The sequence below is a fragment of the Mucilaginibacter polytrichastri genome (assembly GCF_001911425.1).
Lineage (GTDB): Bacteria > Bacteroidota > Bacteroidia > Sphingobacteriales > Sphingobacteriaceae > Mucilaginibacter > Mucilaginibacter polytrichastri.
In genome coordinates, this window is sequence record NZ_MPPL01000001.1 from 2,895,800 (window position 1) to 2,911,957 (window position 16,158).

Sequence of the window (16,158 nt, forward strand, 5' to 3'; positions counted from 1 at the left end):
ATACTCCGTTATGCTTTTTGCAACTTACCTGGTTTCGCACTTTTACTTTCTGCGTTAGCTTCTGCAATTCTCAGCTCTTTATTTCTGCGGAAGATTGACATCAGGAAGCCAATAACCATAATAATGGTACCAGACCAGAAGAAGTTAATGTAAGGGAAATTAATAGCCTTCATTACAATATATGGTTTCTTGCTCTCCGGTTGTTGGAAAACCTGGATCTCAACTTTGTTTTGCTCCGGGATAATTTTAGAGAAACGCAGTTTTAAACCGGCATCATCAACCTTACGGGCAAAGTCAAAAGCATTGCCGCCTTTGATCATAAATACAGGCTCGGCTTTATAAGTTTTTTCGTGCGAAAAGATCTCGAATGCTGCACCAACGGCAACATCGGTACCTTTTAACGGGATGTTTTCTACGTGGCTTTCTTTATTAAGGCTTTTTAAAACCATAAAACCTTCTCTAAAACGGATGGTATCACCAACGGCAACTTCATGCGATACCGGGGCATCGTAGTTTTTATCATCATCTGTTTCGCTGTGGCCGCCATCTTCGCCATCCAGATCGGCCTTAATTGGCGCCATGGTAACGTGTGTGTACAGATCATGAAACAGGTAATGCTTGGTGTCCGGCGATGAAACCAATCCCATCTTGTTGTTAGCCTGCGAATTTGGTTTCAACACAAACTCTTCCGTCACTTTACCGGCCGCATTTATCTTTTTATAATCAACCTTAAAGTAGTGGTTAGGCGCAACTACCGAATCGCCAAAATAAGTTACTGTATAACCACCCATTTGGATAGGCTGGTTTTTGTACAGCATAATGTTTTCTTTCGGGTTTGATGTTTTGGCAAATTCATCACCGTAACCAATACCGCTATTATTCTGCGAAACCACAGTGCTTGTACCTGCAGCAATAAGTGCACCTACCAGTATCAGGCCAAACCCGATGTGCGCCACGGCAGATCCGGCTAGTTTTACCTTGCCTTTCAATACATCAGCCAGTACCTTAGCATTTGCCAGTACGGTGAACACTGCCCCCATCATTACCAGCGAGAATACAAAGTGGAGTTTGTAGATACCGGTTACATAGATAATCAGTCCGCCTACTAAAACAGAGAATACCAGGTACACTACAGCAGTGATAAAAAACCTTGCGCTATCTGTTTTTTTATACTTTAAAAACTGTGCAAAACCTGTAAGCAGAGTTACTACTACTGCAAACGAGGCTTGTATTACGTTGTAATGTTTAATAGGCTCTGTAGGCGGGGCCAGTTTAGTGCCGAAGATCCAGTTCCAAACGGGGATAGAGGTAACCAGCGTTAGGTGGAAACATGACAGGCCTAAAAATATAGCGCCCACAAACATCCAAAACTCGCGCGAATAAGTTTCCTCGTCTTTTTTGGTAATTGGCAGTTCTTTCCAGCGGGATACCACCAGGTAAATACAGATAGCCAAAAATATCAGCACATCTATAACCAGGTGCCATTTCATCCCCAGGTCGGTAAAAGCGTGTACCGAAGTTTCGCCCAAAATACCACTACGGGTAAGGAAAGATGCATATAGTACCAGCACAAAGCTGATTAATACTAAAAAAGTAGCTGTAAAATAAGAGTGACCAGTATTTTTGTAAACAATCAGCACGTGTACGGCAGCAATAAGGGTTAACCACGGGATAACCGAAGCATTCTCTACCGGGTCCCAGGCCCAAAAACCGCCAAAATTTAATGATTCATAAGCCCAGAATGAACCCATAATAATACCAGTACCTAATACCATTACGGCAAACAAAGCATAAGATATAGCAGGCTGAACCCACTCTTTATACCTCCGCTGCCATAAACCTGCTACAGCATAAGCAAACGGAATTACCATTGATGCAAAGCCTAAGAACAAGGTTGGCGGGTGGATAACCATCCAGTAATTTTGCAGCAGCGGGTTTAAACCGTTACCATCCTTTATAAAAGTAAGATAATCCGGGCGACTGAAAATTGGCCCTTCAATAGCCTGGCGTAACAGGATGAACGGCGAGCTACCTACGCGTGTACCAAATAACTCCACACCTATAAGCATAGAAGCCAGTAAGGTTTGTGATAGGGCAATAACCGTCATCACCGGTTTTTCAAAAGTCTTGGCTTTCCAGATCATTAGGTTACCTAAAACCGCCTGCCAGAAACCCCACAGCCAGAAACTACCCTCCTGCCCTTCCCAATAACTGGAAATGATGTAATATACAGGCAACTTACGCGATGAGTGCGCCCAGGCGTAATGGTATTCGAAAAGGTTATTGTAAATGATGTAGAATAAACATGCACCAATACTTACTACAGAGAGGCTGTTCACAAAAAAGCTTATTCGCCCTAAAAAGAACCACGATTTGTCGAGCTTATTAGTGGAGGTAGTTGCAAAGTAATAGCTGATGGCCGATAAAAGCGCAGAACCGAATGCTAAAATAATAAAGAACTGGCCTAAGTGGCCCGGTAAAAGGTGTTCGCCTTTAAAAGCTGTATCCATTCAAATTAAATATTAGCCGTTTTGGCTTTGGTTTCTGTGATCTCTACTTTATCCTGCGTGTATTTAGACGGGCACTTCATCAAAATTTTTGAAGCATGGAACTCATTACCCTGCATTTGGCCGGTTAATACAATTTGCTCCGAACGCTCAAAATCTTGTGGTTTGGTACCCGTAAAAACAATTTTACACTCCTGGCCTTTGTTATCGGTCATGTAAAAAGAGAAGTAATTGGCATCCTTGTGGGCATCGTAATACAGTTGTTTGTCTTTAACTAAATGGCCAACAACCTGTAACGAACTCGTTGTTTTTGCAGCATCTTTAAAAGAACCGTATGTACTGGAGCTTGAATATGTACTGATGATAACCGCTATTGCGACAGCAATTACGATGATGCCGATGATTGAACTTTTTTTCATGAATAATTTGGTTTCCTGAAAACTGAACTGCAAAAATACAAAACGTGTGGCTAATAATGTTTATTACAGCACATATCTCTTATTTAGAATCGTTCTTTGGTAATTAATTCAAAAGCGAGTAAAGAACCGGGGCGCCTGACAAATTTGTCATTGCATTGACAAATTTGTGAAATTATCCATCAAAAAAAGCCACTCTGCAATGCAAAGCGGCTTTTCTATCTTGATTCTTATTTCTTGATTCTATTAAAAGATCACGGCCAGATACCTAAATTTTGGTATGACACTGCGATTTTATTAATAGAGCCTACTAATGCAGCGGTACGCAAAGTATCAATTTTGCTTTCGCCTTTGAATATCTCGCGGATCTCGTGGTATGAACGGATCATGGTGTCTTCTAAGCCAGAGTTTACCAACTCTAACTCAGATGCACCTTTGATAATCGTAGTACGTTGTAAAGGCGTTAATGAAGTACCTGTAATACCCTCAACCATGTTAACCAGGTTAAGATTCGAGTTTTCTTCGAAACGGCGGTTCATACGGCCAAATGCCACGTGCGAAAGGTTTTTTAACCATTCGAAATATGATACGGTAACACCACCGGCGTTAGCATACATATCCGGGATAATCATACCACCAGCTTCATAAAATGCAGCCTCCGCTTCGGGGCTGGTTGGCCCGTTGGCACCTTCTGCAATAATTTTGGTTTGCAGGCGGCCAACGTTTTCAGCAGTAATCTGATTCTCCAGCGCTGCAGGTACTAATATATCACATGGTTGCTCTAGGCCTTCTCCTGAGTTTTTAAATTCTTTTGCACCAGGGTATCCTAAAATAGATCCGGTTTCTTTACGATGATTAAATACGGCTTCAACATCTAAACCGTTATCGTTGTAGATAGCGCCTTCAAACTCGCAAAGGCCAACGATGATGGCACCAAATTCGGCCAAAAACTTAGCTGAGTAAAAGCCCACATTACCTAAACCCTGTACAATTACCCTTTTACCGGCAATACCAGCGGTTAGGCCAATCTTTTGCATATCCTCACCAACGCTCACACACTCACGGATGGCAATCGCCACACCACGACCGGTAGCTTCTCTTCTACCGGCAATACCGTGCAATGCAATTGGTTTACCGGTAACGCAGCCCAAAGCGTCCAGCTGGCCCGGGTTCATGGTTGCGTATGTATCGGCAATCCAGCTCATCTCGCGTTCGCCCGATCCATAATCTGGTGCGGGTACGTCGATACTTGGACCGATGAAATTCTTTTTAATTAACTCTACTGTATAACGGCGGGTTATATTTTCAAGCTCTTGTACGGTATAGTTTTTTGGGTTGATTTTGATACCACCTTTTGCACCACCAAACGGCACATTTACAATGGCACATTTGTAGGTCATTAAGGCAGCAAGCGCCATTACTTCGTCCTCATTAACCATTTCGCTGTAGCGGATACCGCCTTTGGTTGGCGACTGGTGGTGCGAGTGCTCTACACGCCATGCATCAATAACCTCGAAACCGTTTCCTTTACGGATAGGGAAACGGAAACGGTAAACACTATTACATGATTTAATCTGATCTAACAAACCTGCATCATGTTTGGTGAATTGGGCTGCGTAATCAAAGTTTTTACATACGTCTCCAAAAAAGTGGGTGTCCCCGTATGCGGCATTCATATTATTAGCCATAATTAAAATATTGAGTATATAATTGGTTTAAATACAGTGAAAACTATTTATCGTTTTCAAGTTTTTTCAAACGCCTGTCAATTGTGAATAAATAGATAGCCAATCCAATAAAAACAATGGTTATGGTGGCTACCACAACATATATTCTACCACTACTGCGAAGCGTGTCTGCCATCTCTACATCCTGGCCCGGCTGGGCAAAAACAGGTATAAAACTGATGAGCAGCAGTACTATAAGGGCAATTTTCTTCATATTATTCAATCGCATTTTTTTTGTATTCAATCAGGCTGATGCGGTAGCGAACCGAGGCTATCCATACGCCCATAAAGCTCCATGCTATAAACGCAGGGTAAAGCACCACACGCATGCGGTTATCCAGATCCAGCTTACCAAAGGCAGGGTTACCACCATTGCCGGGGTGTAATGAATCTGTCATGCGCGGTAATATCATAATTAGCACCACCATTACCGGGAAGGCAAATATGTTATATACTGCCGAAATTTTGGCGCGTTTTTGTTCTTCATCGATAGAGTTACGCAACACCAGGTAGGCACAATAAAGCAAAAAGGCAATAGCTGCACTGTTTTGCTTAGGGTCGTTGCTCCAATATTCGCCCCAGGTATACTTGGCCCACATCATACCGGTAACCAAACCCACTACAAAGAAAAACACACCTGTATTGGCGCATTCAACTGCAATAAGATCGTGCTCGGGTTTGCCTGTCATCAGGTATTTGATGCTGTAAACCACCGATATGGTAAAGACTGTAAACATGGCCATCCACATAGGTACGTGAAAATAAACATTTCGGATGGTTTCGTGCATAATGGGCAGCCGGGGTACTCCCAAAAGCAGGCCTGCAACTAACGTGTAAAGGATAACAAGTACGGTAAGTACTTTCCACCAGGTTTGATAAATAAACTTCATTTGTTTAGAAAAACGCAGCAAAGCTAAGCAAATAACACAATTTTATTATGCGTGCATAGAAGATTTACAATAGTAATATTGTTACCTGCCTATTGCTGTGTTAAGTTATAATAAAAGTTAGTTTTTGGTATCAGCAGGCACATAATCCACCGGTAACATTTCGGCCACTTTTGATAACGACCACGCCCCTTCGAGCATGGTACTATCCGGCGAAAGCACAATACCATTGGTATCAAAAAATGCATAGTTGCCGTACAGGTTTATGATACTGGTTTCGAAGTTTTCCATATCAAGTGGGCGAAACAGATCTTTAAAATAAACGGTTTCGCGCCTGCGGGTATAAACTACATACAGATATTTGGGGAAGGCTATAGCAAACACTCCCGGGTCTTCTGTTTTATGCAACACGTCTTCTACCTTAAGTGGCTGGCGGATTAAGTTTTCATCATATTTAGAAAGTTCTGACAGGCCTACCCAGTAGTTGAGTGAATCGCGGTTAGTCATTCTAAATTTATCAATCTTTTGCTGTATCACCTCCTCTTCGGGCCGTTTGCGATTGGGCTTACGCTGTAGTATCCTGATCACAAAGCCATCCTTATCCATTGTATTGGTGGCAAGTGATCTGTAAAAATGCATAGCAGAACCATAATACAGTTCTTCCCGTCGGGCTGCCCATTTCTTTTTCTGCTCGGCCGTGCCGGGTAGTTCCTGGTATAGTACCTTGCCCGTCCAAGATATAATATGGTTCAGATAATCTGTTTTAAATGACTTTAGTAAAATTTTTACCTTATAACCCAAGGCATAGTTATCAATATCCAAAAAATCATACGAATAGCCTTCTAAATAACGCTTAGTTTTATGATTCAGCAGGTTAAGATCTTTTGGGTTAAGGATTCGGCATTTTTTGGCATCCTCAGAAGTACCTAAAAAGTCGTGTACAAAGTTGTCGTAGTTCCTCTTCCAGCTGCCGCCGCTGGTAATTACCACTTCGCGCAGTTCGGTAACTTTAGGAACCATTTCTGCCTCCACAGTTACGGGCTTGGCTCCCACTAATATGGTTTGCATATAATCTTCGTAACCTACGGTGGTTACTACCAGTTCGTACTGCCCGGGCCGTACACCACTCAGGGTAAAGCTACCATCCTCGCCGGTAACGGTGCCAAATGTGGCATTACTTAAAAATACACTGGCTTTGGCCAATGGGGCATGGCTGGATTTTACTGTAACCTTACCTGTAATAGTCCCGTTTTGGGCCTGGCAATTAACTACCAGAAAGAAACCCATAAACAGCATTAGTAATGAACGCATAGTATTAACCGGAATTTACAACAAGTATAGCTATTGAAAATGAAGTGTTGGTGAACCTAATAGAAATATTAACATTTTACGATTGGTCTAAATCGAAGTTTCTTATAAACCTATTTAGTTTATTATTTTCAGAACCAACATAGAAGGCTTGATTGTACTCAACTATAACTTTTGACAATTTAAATGAAAGGAGATTTATTGCTTGACAATTCTCTTTGAAAACTAATTTAACTAAATAAGAAATAACCAGTGAATTGTTAGTTGATGGACTCACGGCATCAAAGACGCGATCAACAAACAAAAAGCACCTTTTAACTAATTTTAAATCTTCAGCATCAATAGCTTTTTGTGTAAATACTTTGAATGAGATAATTTGCAATGAAATAAGCCCCAAATTATCTTCATCGAGAATATCATCTTTAATCTCAGGAAACTCTCCTATAAGCTGAGAGATAAAATTTTCTTCATCCATTTATTAAAAGATTAATCCTGCCAAAGATATGGGAACAATATCAGGGATGCCGCTACCACAATTACGTTAATGGCGCATAATATGCCTATGTTACCATAACTTAAGCTTCGTTCCAGGCCGTCCATGGCTATTTTGCTGGTACGGATCAACAGCAGGATCACCGGGATAATTACAGGAAAGCTTAAAACAGCCATCAGCGTACCGCCATTGCCTGCCTTGGCCGCAATAGCCGAGATCATAGTAAATACGGTAGCAAAACTAATGCTGCCTAATAACACCACTACAAAGTAGAAAAAAGCGTCGCCAAGAGTATTGGTAAAAAAGAGCATGTACACGATTAACGCCAGCACACTCAGCAAGCTCATCAATAACACGTTGTAAATGATCTTAGAAAGGATAATAGCCTGCGGACTGGCTATAGAATAATAGTATAATAACCTGCTCTTGCTCTCCTGCATAAAACTTTTAGCCATGGCATTAACCGCGGCAAACAGCATAATAATCCAGAACAGCGCATTCCAAACTACTGCGTATCCCTGGCTTTGGGCAAAACCGGCGCTTAAGTTAAACGCGATATAACATACAAATACGGTTGATACAATATACAACAGTACCCCGTTAAAAGCGTACTTAGACCGCCACTCGAGCAGGATTTCCTTTTTAAGCAGATGCTTGGTTTGACTGAGGAGTTGCATGCTGTAAAGATATTGTTTTGATTTCGGAGGTCGGATGTTCGATTTCGGATTTATTTTTCCATTTAGTAACTAACCCAGATTATTGACTAATAACCTTTTACTTTATAAACCTATCTTAGCAACATGTACACCGCCCATCATCTTACTCCCCTGGGAACAGTGCAAATTACTGCTGATGATGAATTTATAACTTCAGTTATTATTGACCCCGTAAAATCAGATGCGCCCACAGGAGATCATAGCCTCCTAAAGCTAGCAATTAAGCAACTGGATGAATATTTTTCCGGCGATCGCAAGGTATTTGACCTGCCGCTGCAACAACCAGGAACCATTTTTCAGCAGGATGTATGGCAGCATCTTTTACAAATAGGCTACGGTAAAACCATTAGCTATGCACAGCTTTCCAAACAAATGGAAAACCCTTTAGCCATCAGGGCTATTGCTGCCGCCAATGGTAAAAATAAGTTATGGATCATTGTGCCCTGCCATCGGGTTATCGGGTCTGATGGCAGCCTTACCGGGTATGCAGGCGGCTTGCGGCGCAAGCAATGGCTATTAGAGCATGAAGCCCAAGTATGTGGGCAAGGCCAGGTTAAGTTGGCTTTGTAACTATTGCTCTACCTGTAGTATGTTTAAATACTTACGCATTTTTTCGTGCAGTTGATAGGGCTGAAATGGCTTGGCCAGTACCTCGTTCATGCCCGAAGCCAGGGCTTCTTCCTGCTCATGATCGAAAGATGCTGCTGATAACGAGATGATTGGGATGCTGCTCTTAGGTTCGCTAAATTCGTTGCGGATATGTCTTGTTGCTGCATAACCATCCATTTCAGGCATATGTGTATCCATTAATATCAGGTCGTAATCATTCTCCATTAGCTTATCAATGGCTTTACGGCCATTATCAACCAAATCTATAGTAACATGCCAGTCTTTTAATATTTTAGAAAGCATAAACTGATTCACCAGGTTATCTTCTGCCACCAGCACCTTAACATTATTAAATGGTTGCAAGCTTTTAACACTTGGTTTGGTAGTTTTTACTTCACTAGGGCGTGCAGCTAAATTATACCAATTTGTAAAACTAAACGTACTGCCTTTTCCAGGTACACTGGTTACATCAAGTTCGCCACCTTTAAGTTCTACCAGCTTTTTTACAATGGCCAAACCTAAGCCGGTACCACCATATTTAGCAGCAGTATCATCATCGGCCTGCTCAAATGAGTCGAAAATACGCGCAATACGATCTTTAGAAATACCAATACCGCTATCTTCAATACTAAATTGCAGCTTTGTTTTATCCAGGTGTGTTTGCAGTACTTTTACACTTAATTTTACAAAACCACTTTCGGTAAACTTAATGGCATTGCTAAGCAGGTTCATTAAAATCTGGTTCAAACGTAACGAATCAACCATAATAAAATGCGGTACAGCTGCTTCTATATCTAATACAAACTCAATATTTCTTTCGTCTGCTTTATACTTCAACAAGGCATAAACAGATTTAATAATATTGTGTACATCGTTAGATGTACGTACTATACTAAACTTGCCTGCTTCAATTTTTGATATGTCTAACACATCATTAATTACACCTAACAGAGACTGTGAAGTGGTTTCGAGTAAACTGATCATGCCCATTTGCTGATCGTTCATCTCTGTTTTGCGCAGCATATCTGTTAGCCCGATTATACCATTTACAGGTGTACGCAACTCGTGACTCATGTTGGCCAAAAAGTTCTCTTTTACCTTACGGCCATATTCTGCCACTTCTTTAGAACGGATCAACTCCGACTGATAATTCTTTTGGTTGGTAATATCACTAATATTAACAAACAAGGTTTGGCCTCGGTAACTTACCCGGCATTCTACCCATTTAAAAGTTCTGTTAAGTGCTTCAAACATACATTCAAAAACACCATAAGCCGTGCGGTCTGCAATAATATTCATCAAATGATCTCTGAACGAGGGCCGTTCTGCATCAGATACCAGCGAGGTAATATTTTTACCAATAAGCGATGCGGGTACCCTGCCTGTAATTTTCTCTACAGCCGGATTTATTGATTGAATTTTAAGACTTTCGGCGTTAACCGTACATATAATATCTGCAGAGTTTTTCACCACAATGGCATAGTTCTGCAATTCTTCGTTCTTCCTTTTTAATTCGCTCTGGCTGCGGGCCAATTGTATAAATGAATCAACCTTGGCCGATGTTACGTACGGATCCAGCGGCTTAAACAAATAATCTACTGCACCAGCACCCAAACCTTTAACAGCATATTTGGTTTCTTTAGAAATAGCTGTTACAAAAAGCACCAGTATATCACGAGTACGCGGGTTTGATTTAAGCATCTCTACCAACTCAAAGCCATCCATTTCTGGCATTTGCACATCAACCAGCGCAATGGAGATTTGATTATCCCACGCCAGTTTAAGAGCTTCGTTTGGCGAAGTGGTCGTAAATAGCTGTATATCGTCGCGCTGAAGCAGGGCTTCTAGTGCTACGATATTTTCTTCACGATCATCAACGATCAGTATGTTGATTAAAGACATTTAAAAGTGATTGGGGTCAAAAAAAGCCATCAATCGCAATAATAAATAGTGATGAGCAGATATAATCATTACCATATTATTAATGTAATAGCTTGATTTTTAAATATTTGTTTAATATACTATTATATGTACGATATTTTATCAAAAATGGTTTGCTATAATCACGATTATTTTCACAAATCGTCTTTTTTTTTAAATCCCTACTTTTTGATAAATATTTTCTTTTTTATTAATCACCTTAAATTTACGCTTAAAACTTTCAGATCTGATAGTTTCTTTGCTCCCAAGACATAAAAAACCAAGCGGACACAAGCTACGGTAAAAAAGATCAAGTATTTTCTCTTGTAGTTCCTGCTCAAAATAGATGAATACATTGCGGCAGCTAATCATCTGGAACTCATTAAATACCTGGTCAGAAATTAGATTATGCAACGAAAACAAGGTATTCTGCTTCAATTCGGTACGGATACTGGCAGCATCATACATCATCGTAAAATGATCTGTAACAGAACCGGGCAAACCTGTAAGCTGATAGCTTTCTGCAAAGCTTTTTATTTTGCGCAAAGTATATATCCCCTTGCGGGCTACATTTAACACATCGGCATTAACGTCTGTGCCGTAAATAAAATATTTATTCTTTAAACCGGCCGCTTGTAATAAAATTGCAAGCGAATAAACTTCCTCGCCCGTTGAACACCCTGCACTCCATAACTTAATATGCTGATAAGACGAAAGATAGGGAATTACATCTTTATAAACAGATTTATAAAATAAAGGATCGCGAAACATCTCAGTAACGTTCACCGTAATCTCCTTTAAAAAATCATAAAAGAAATCCTCATTATTTACAAGTAACTGTTTCAGATCTACATAATCCAGCTTTTTAAGCTGCATTACACGTACTACCCTCCGTTTAAAAGATGCCTTAGAATACTGTGAAAAATCAAACCCATGGATCTTTTTAATCAAATCAACCAGATCACCGATCTGCGCAGTATTTATATTGTCTGTAAAATGGGTATCCATTGTTTTAATTATCCAACCACAACTGCATTAGCGAGATCAGCCTGTCTACATCAACAGGTTTTGTAATATAATCATTTGCGCCTGCGGCTATACACTTCTCCCGGTCGTCTTTCATAGCCTTGGCCGTAAGTGCTATTACGGGTAATTTGGCCCATTTGTTTTGCTTTCTTATCTGCCTCATGGCTTCATATCCATCCATTACAGGCATCATAATATCCATTAACACAATATCTACCTGTGCTAAACTTTCCAGTTTGGTTAATGCTTCTTCACCATCGTTGGCAATTTCAACCTCCAAATCATATGACTGCAATGCGCTGCTTAGTGCAAATATGTTACGCATATCATCATCTACCAGCAACACCTTTTTGCCCTTTAGCGTAGCTTTACCACCCGTTGTTATCTGGCGTACTTTATTAGCCGGTGCAGCTTGGGCTGTACCAGTATTAAGCTTATGTAAAAACAGGTTTACCTCGTCAATTAGCCGGTCTGATGATTTACTTGTTTTCACTACCATGGCATTAGCATATTGCATAAGCCTGCTTACTGAATTTTTATCAAGCTCCATTGCGGTATTGATAATAATAGGCAACGAAGTAAACCGCTCAATCGCTTTAATTTTATCGAGCAAATCAAGCCCCGAAATATCGGGCAGGTTTAAATCCAATATTACACACTGATAATCATTTTCATGCAGCATTTTAAAGGCAGCCTCACCTGTGTAAGCCTGTGCTACAGCAATGCCTTGTTTCTGCATTAATTCTTTTAATGCATCACTTTGGGCCTCATGGTCTTCAACCAGCAATATTTGTTTAACACCTGTGCTGCTTTGTTCAATAATATCGGCAAAAAGCTTATTTAGAGCTTCGGTGTTAATAGGTTTTTTCATAAAGCTGATGGCACCCTCGCTTTTTACACGCTTAGCTGCTGCCTCGCCTGCCGACATCATGTGTACCGGTATATCCTTTGTTTCCGGGTTTTGCTTCAGCTCTTTTAATATCTGCCAGCCATCCTTACCCGGCAGCATAATGTCTAATATCACAGCATCCGGCTTGTTTTCGGCAATAATTGCAGCGGCATCTGTACCTTCATTTACCAGTATGGATTGGTAACCATATTCACTGGCATAGTTTTGTAATATCTCAGAGAAATTACGATCGTCTTCCACAATTACCACCAGCGGTTGCCTATCAGGGTCGGTAGATAATATTTTGGCCAGCTTCGGCATTTCCAGCGGCGCTGTAAAGCTTTGTACGGTAGGCACATCGTCCTCCTCGTCTATAACCGATGTTAACACACCTTTTACAGGCAGGTTAAACGTAAATTCGCTACCCTTGCCTGGTTCACTTTCCAAGGTAATTGAACCACCCAATAAAGCTGCCAGCTCGCGGCTAATGGACAAGCCTAAACCAGTACCGCCATATTTGCGGCTGGTTGAACCATCCTCCTGCTGAAATGCTTCAAATATAAGTTTCTGTTTATCCGGCTGTATACCTATGCCCGAATCTTTAATGCTGAAGGCTATAGTATCTTCCAGTGCCCCGGGCATGGCTTTAATAATAATCTCGCCACGCTCGGGCGTAAATTTAAATGCGTTAGAAAGCAGATTTTTAAGTACCTGTTCTACCCGCATCTTATCGGCCAATATAAAGTCTGGCACATCGCCCACTTCGCGTTTAAAGCTGATCTTTTTATTGCCGGCCACTTCTGCAAACAGCAATTCCATGTCTCCAACAATACCTTCTACAGAAGTACGCTCATTTTGTAACTCTATTTTGCCCGATTCTATCTTAGCCAGATCGAGAATATCATTGATCAGCGTAAGCAGATCATTGCCGGCGTTAAATATTACACTGGCATATTTAATCTGATCGTCTGACAGGTTATCGGCTTTATTATCTTTAAGTATACGCGCCAACACCAGTATACTGTTTAACGGTGTGCGCAGTTCGTGACTCATGTTGGCCAGAAACTCAGACTTATATCGGCCTGTGGTTTCCAGTTGGTTAACCTTTTCGGTGATATCTCTGCGGGCTTCTTCTACCGCCTGGTTTTTCTCTTCCAGCAAGCTGGCCTTTTCTTCCAGTTCGGCATTAATAGATCTTAGTTCTTCCTGCTGTACGCGCAGCTCTTCTTCAGATGCCTGCAGCATTTCGGTTTTGTTTAGCAGCTCTTCATTGGTAACACGCATTTCTTCTTGCTGTGCTTCCAGTTCTTCGGCCTGCTGCTGGGTTTCCTCAAACAGATCCTGCATAATGGTACGGGCTCGGGCTGTATTTATGGCTACGCCAATATCATTAGCTACACTTAATATATAGGCCTTAACCGCTTCATGGATAGTTTCCTGGTAAGCAACTTCCATCACCCCCATCAGGCGTTTATCAAAAAATAACGGAACAATAAATATTTCGGCCAATTCCTGGCTGATGATCGATGTTTCTAGTTCCAGCTTTTGGTTTAAGCTGCCTTTGATAGTGGCTGCTTTCTTATCCTTAGCTACCTGGCCCAACCAGCTTTCTGAAAGCTTAATGCTCTTTTTAATCAGGCTCAAATCATGAAATGCATACCAGGCGCTTAACTTCAGTACATCTTCTTTATCATCAAAAAGATATAGCGTACCCGTAATAGCTTTGGTATAATCGCAAACCTCGGCCAGTATATTTTGGGTTAGTTCTAATTCTGTTTGCTGGCCCTGCATCTTCTCATTCAATATGCCAGAACCTGTTAGCTGCCAGTTTTGAGCTCTGTTTTCTGTTAAAACTACTTCAAGCTGTGTATTTGATTCCTTGATCTCATCCTCAATAATTTTTTGCTTTTTAAACGTACCAAGTATATAGTATAGCATACCCAGAATAATGAAGAAAAACACGGTAGAACCACCTACAATAGTAATGATAGTAAGCTGAACAGCTTTTTCTGTTGCTGTTTTTCGATCGCTGAGCGCTTGTTGCTCCCTGGTGTTAATACGGATAATGGTGTTACGGATGTTGTCCATCACCTGTTTACCGTTAAGCAAATAATCGCGCTTAACTATTTCTTCCAACCCTATTTTATCGCGATTATCAACGTTTGTTTTCAGCAAATCTAACTGCTTGTAGGTTAAAGTAGTCAGTAATTCTAAATCCTTAACCTGGCTTTTATTCCCTGCTTCCAGCTCTTTAATCTTGCTCAGATCAACGGAAAGCCGGGGTAAAGCGGCATTGTACGGGTCTAAAAATACTTCCTTATCAGTGGCCACATAGCCCCGCATACCAGTTTCGGCATCAATTAATAATTGCAGGATATGGTCTGATGTATTAATCAATTGCTGACTATATTCCATCTCGGTTTGGTTTTCCTGCAATTGCTTAATGCTTTTGTAGGAAAACAAACCGACGAATAAAACTAAAAATATAGATAAGCCAAAGCCGGTGAACACCTGCTGACGAAAGGATAATTTAATCATCGATAAATTTGAGAGTTGTAATAATGCACTAATATAGTAAAGTGTTACTAACTATATAGCCACTCTACGTATGATGTAATCGCGATCTTTACAACTTTTGGTACTGAACATTTTTTTCGCGGCCTCTGCTGCCAATTAATGCGGCTACGGCACCTGCAAATAAAACCCACCAACCCCATTTAAATTTAATCATGCGGCTAAGCGCAGCAGATATACCTTTAAATGGTATAAAACTAAAGGCGGTATGCACTTTCATAAAAGCGGCAAGCAACAGCAGCACCATTAAAATTAATGATGTCCAGGCGGTTGCTTTTACAATGGTATTGGCTTTTGCAATCAGCGCTATTAAACCCGCTATGGCTATCACCAGTACGATGATGCCATAGGGTTTATTTAAATCGTATATATTCCAGTTAAACAGGCGAAGCGGCCTTAACAGCGGGCAAAAGGTACCTGCTATAATTGCTACAAAGCCGGCAAATGATAAAAAAGAGCGGGGTAACATCTTAATTATTTAATAATTTCCATTTTTTCGGCAAAATGTACACAGTAGTCGCGCAGGTCTTCTACAATGTTGGTTTCGCCTGTTGCACGTAAAAAGCTATCGCCCATGGTTTGCAGGGTTTCGTAGAAGAAACGTTTCATTTCATCAACAGGCATATCTTTGGTCCAAAGGTCAATACGCAGGGTATTTTTATAGCTATTATCCCAAAGGGCCAGCATCATTGATTTTACAGGTAGCGCTTCCTTGTTTTCAGAGTCGGTGGATTCCCATAAAATATTTTCAGGTACGTTATTATCGTCTAATTCGATGGTCAGTTTTATCTCAGCAGTTTTCATTAAAAGTATTTACTTTTTAAGTATTAAAAATAGTATTGCAGTCAAAGTTATAAAGCTTAGTTCCACAATCCACAATTTTTTAAGCTCGGGAAAGAAATTGCGCAAAATTATATCCAGAAATGACACAACAAACGCAAACAGCAAAAATATAAGAGCTATGGTATTTGTAAAATGGGCATATACGCCCCCGGTTACCTTGCCGCCGCCATATACCCAAACGTAACCTGCCAGCAGCAGAAAAAATGCTGTACAAAAATTTAACGGCGTAATTTTAAATTTCAT

Annotated in this window: 15 protein-coding genes; 1 reads left to right on the plus strand and 14 read right to left on the minus strand. The window is 40.7% G+C overall.

Annotated features, from left to right (window positions below; translation table 11 throughout):
* Window positions 1-8: 8 nt before the first annotated feature.
* From ccsA to RG47T_RS12345, 8 genes are all read right to left on the minus strand, one after another.
* A complete protein-coding gene (gene ccsA, locus RG47T_RS12310) occupies window positions 9-2,510 on the minus strand; it encodes a cytochrome c biogenesis protein CcsA (protein WP_074489745.1) in 2,502 nt (833 codons plus the stop codon).
* A gap of 5 nt (window positions 2,511-2,515) precedes the next feature.
* The gene (locus RG47T_RS12315; protein ID WP_074489746.1) at window positions 2,516-2,926 is read right to left on the minus strand and encodes a cytochrome c maturation protein CcmE domain-containing protein; all 411 of its coding nucleotides are present in this window, start codon (window positions 2,924-2,926) and stop codon (window positions 2,516-2,518) included.
* A gap of 251 nt (window positions 2,927-3,177) precedes the next feature.
* On the minus strand, window positions 3,178-4,611 hold the full coding sequence (locus RG47T_RS12320) for a Glu/Leu/Phe/Val family dehydrogenase (protein WP_074489747.1): 1,434 nt from the start codon (window positions 4,609-4,611) through the stop codon (window positions 3,178-3,180).
* Between the two features lie 43 nt (window positions 4,612-4,654).
* Window positions 4,655-4,864, minus strand: a complete 210-nt coding sequence (locus RG47T_RS12325; protein ID WP_074489748.1) for a CcmD family protein — start codon at window positions 4,862-4,864, stop codon at window positions 4,655-4,657.
* Between the two features lies 1 nt (window position 4,865).
* The gene (locus tag RG47T_RS12330; protein ID WP_354524829.1) at window positions 4,866-5,540 is read right to left on the minus strand and encodes a cytochrome c biogenesis protein; all 675 of its coding nucleotides are present in this window, start codon (window positions 5,538-5,540) and stop codon (window positions 4,866-4,868) included.
* A gap of 117 nt (window positions 5,541-5,657) precedes the next feature.
* The gene (locus RG47T_RS12335) at window positions 5,658-6,848 is read right to left on the minus strand and encodes a carboxypeptidase-like regulatory domain-containing protein (RefSeq protein WP_083627394.1); all 1,191 of its coding nucleotides are present in this window, start codon (window positions 6,846-6,848) and stop codon (window positions 5,658-5,660) included.
* Between the two features lie 76 nt (window positions 6,849-6,924).
* Window positions 6,925-7,320, minus strand: a complete 396-nt coding sequence (locus RG47T_RS12340; RefSeq protein WP_074489750.1) for a DUF7674 family protein — start codon at window positions 7,318-7,320, stop codon at window positions 6,925-6,927.
* Between the two features lie 11 nt (window positions 7,321-7,331).
* Window positions 7,332-8,015, minus strand: a complete 684-nt coding sequence (locus RG47T_RS12345; RefSeq protein WP_074489751.1) for a heme exporter protein CcmB — start codon at window positions 8,013-8,015, stop codon at window positions 7,332-7,334.
* Window positions 8,016-8,138: 123 nt separating this feature from the next.
* Between RG47T_RS12345 and RG47T_RS12350 the strand changes: the two genes are divergently transcribed.
* Window positions 8,139-8,624: a methylated-DNA--[protein]-cysteine S-methyltransferase gene (locus tag RG47T_RS12350; protein ID WP_074489752.1), complete on the plus strand. Its 486-nt coding sequence runs from the start codon at window positions 8,139-8,141 to the stop codon at window positions 8,622-8,624.
* Here RG47T_RS12350 and RG47T_RS12355 read toward each other — a convergent pair whose 3' ends face one another.
* The 6 genes from RG47T_RS12355 to RG47T_RS12380 all read right to left on the minus strand — a co-directional run bounded on the left by RG47T_RS12355 (window position 8,625) and on the right by RG47T_RS12380 (window position 16,158).
* Window positions 8,625-10,565, minus strand: a complete 1,941-nt coding sequence (locus RG47T_RS12355) for a hybrid sensor histidine kinase/response regulator (RefSeq protein ID WP_074489753.1) — start codon at window positions 10,563-10,565, stop codon at window positions 8,625-8,627.
* A gap of 192 nt (window positions 10,566-10,757) precedes the next feature.
* Entirely contained in the window at window positions 10,758-11,591 is an 834-nt protein-coding gene (locus tag RG47T_RS12360; RefSeq protein ID WP_074489754.1) for a CheR family methyltransferase, read from the minus strand.
* Window positions 11,592-11,595: 4 nt separating this feature from the next.
* A complete protein-coding gene (locus RG47T_RS12365; RefSeq protein ID WP_074489755.1) occupies window positions 11,596-15,036 on the minus strand; it encodes a response regulator in 3,441 nt (1,146 codons plus the stop codon).
* 88 nt (window positions 15,037-15,124) lie between these two features.
* Window positions 15,125-15,541 (minus strand): hypothetical protein, encoded by a 417-nt coding sequence (locus tag RG47T_RS12370; protein WP_074489756.1) that lies wholly within the window; start codon window positions 15,539-15,541, stop codon window positions 15,125-15,127.
* A gap of 5 nt (window positions 15,542-15,546) precedes the next feature.
* Window positions 15,547-15,876, minus strand: coding sequence for a gliding motility protein GldC (gene gldC, locus RG47T_RS12375; RefSeq protein WP_074489757.1), 330 nt, complete (start codon window positions 15,874-15,876; stop codon window positions 15,547-15,549).
* Window positions 15,877-15,885: 9 nt separating this feature from the next.
* On the minus strand, window positions 15,886-16,158 hold the full coding sequence (locus tag RG47T_RS12380; protein WP_074489758.1) for a hypothetical protein: 273 nt from the start codon (window positions 16,156-16,158) through the stop codon (window positions 15,886-15,888).

Excerpts from the sequence above, each read along its gene's own strand:
- RG47T_RS12370 (WP_074489756.1), bottom strand. The coding sequence starts at position 15,541 with ATGTTACCCCGCTCTTTTTTATCATTTGCCGGCTTTGTAGCAATTATA.
- RG47T_RS12335 (WP_083627394.1), bottom strand. The coding sequence starts at position 6,848 with ATGCGTTCATTACTAATGCTGTTTATGGGTTTCTTTCTGGTAGTTAAT.
- RG47T_RS12320 (WP_074489747.1), bottom strand. The coding sequence starts at position 4,611 with ATGGCTAATAATATGAATGCCGCATACGGGGACACCCACTTTTTTGGA.
- RG47T_RS12360 (WP_074489754.1), bottom strand. The coding sequence starts at position 11,591 with ATGGATACCCATTTTACAGACAATATAAATACTGCGCAGATCGGTGAT.
- RG47T_RS12345 (WP_074489751.1), bottom strand. The coding sequence starts at position 8,015 with ATGCAACTCCTCAGTCAAACCAAGCATCTGCTTAAAAAGGAAATCCTG.
- gldC (WP_074489757.1), bottom strand. The coding sequence starts at position 15,876 with ATGAAAACTGCTGAGATAAAACTGACCATCGAATTAGACGATAATAAC.
- RG47T_RS12315 (WP_074489746.1), bottom strand. The coding sequence starts at position 2,926 with ATGAAAAAAAGTTCAATCATCGGCATCATCGTAATTGCTGTCGCAATA.
- RG47T_RS12365 (WP_074489755.1), bottom strand. The coding sequence starts at position 15,036 with ATGATTAAATTATCCTTTCGTCAGCAGGTGTTCACCGGCTTTGGCTTA.
- RG47T_RS12380 (WP_074489758.1), bottom strand. The coding sequence starts at position 16,158 with ATGAAATTTAAAATTACGCCGTTAAATTTTTGTACAGCATTTTTTCTG.
- RG47T_RS12355 (WP_074489753.1), bottom strand. The coding sequence starts at position 10,565 with ATGTCTTTAATCAACATACTGATCGTTGATGATCGTGAAGAAAATATC.
- RG47T_RS12330 (WP_354524829.1), bottom strand. The coding sequence starts at position 5,540 with ATGAAGTTTATTTATCAAACCTGGTGGAAAGTACTTACCGTACTTGTT.
- RG47T_RS12340 (WP_074489750.1), bottom strand. The coding sequence starts at position 7,320 with ATGGATGAAGAAAATTTTATCTCTCAGCTTATAGGAGAGTTTCCTGAG.
- RG47T_RS12350 (WP_074489752.1), top strand. The coding sequence starts at position 8,139 with ATGTACACCGCCCATCATCTTACTCCCCTGGGAACAGTGCAAATTACT.
- ccsA (WP_074489745.1), bottom strand. The coding sequence starts at position 2,510 with ATGGATACAGCTTTTAAAGGCGAACACCTTTTACCGGGCCACTTAGGC.
- RG47T_RS12325 (WP_074489748.1), bottom strand. The coding sequence starts at position 4,864 with ATGAAGAAAATTGCCCTTATAGTACTGCTGCTCATCAGTTTTATACCT.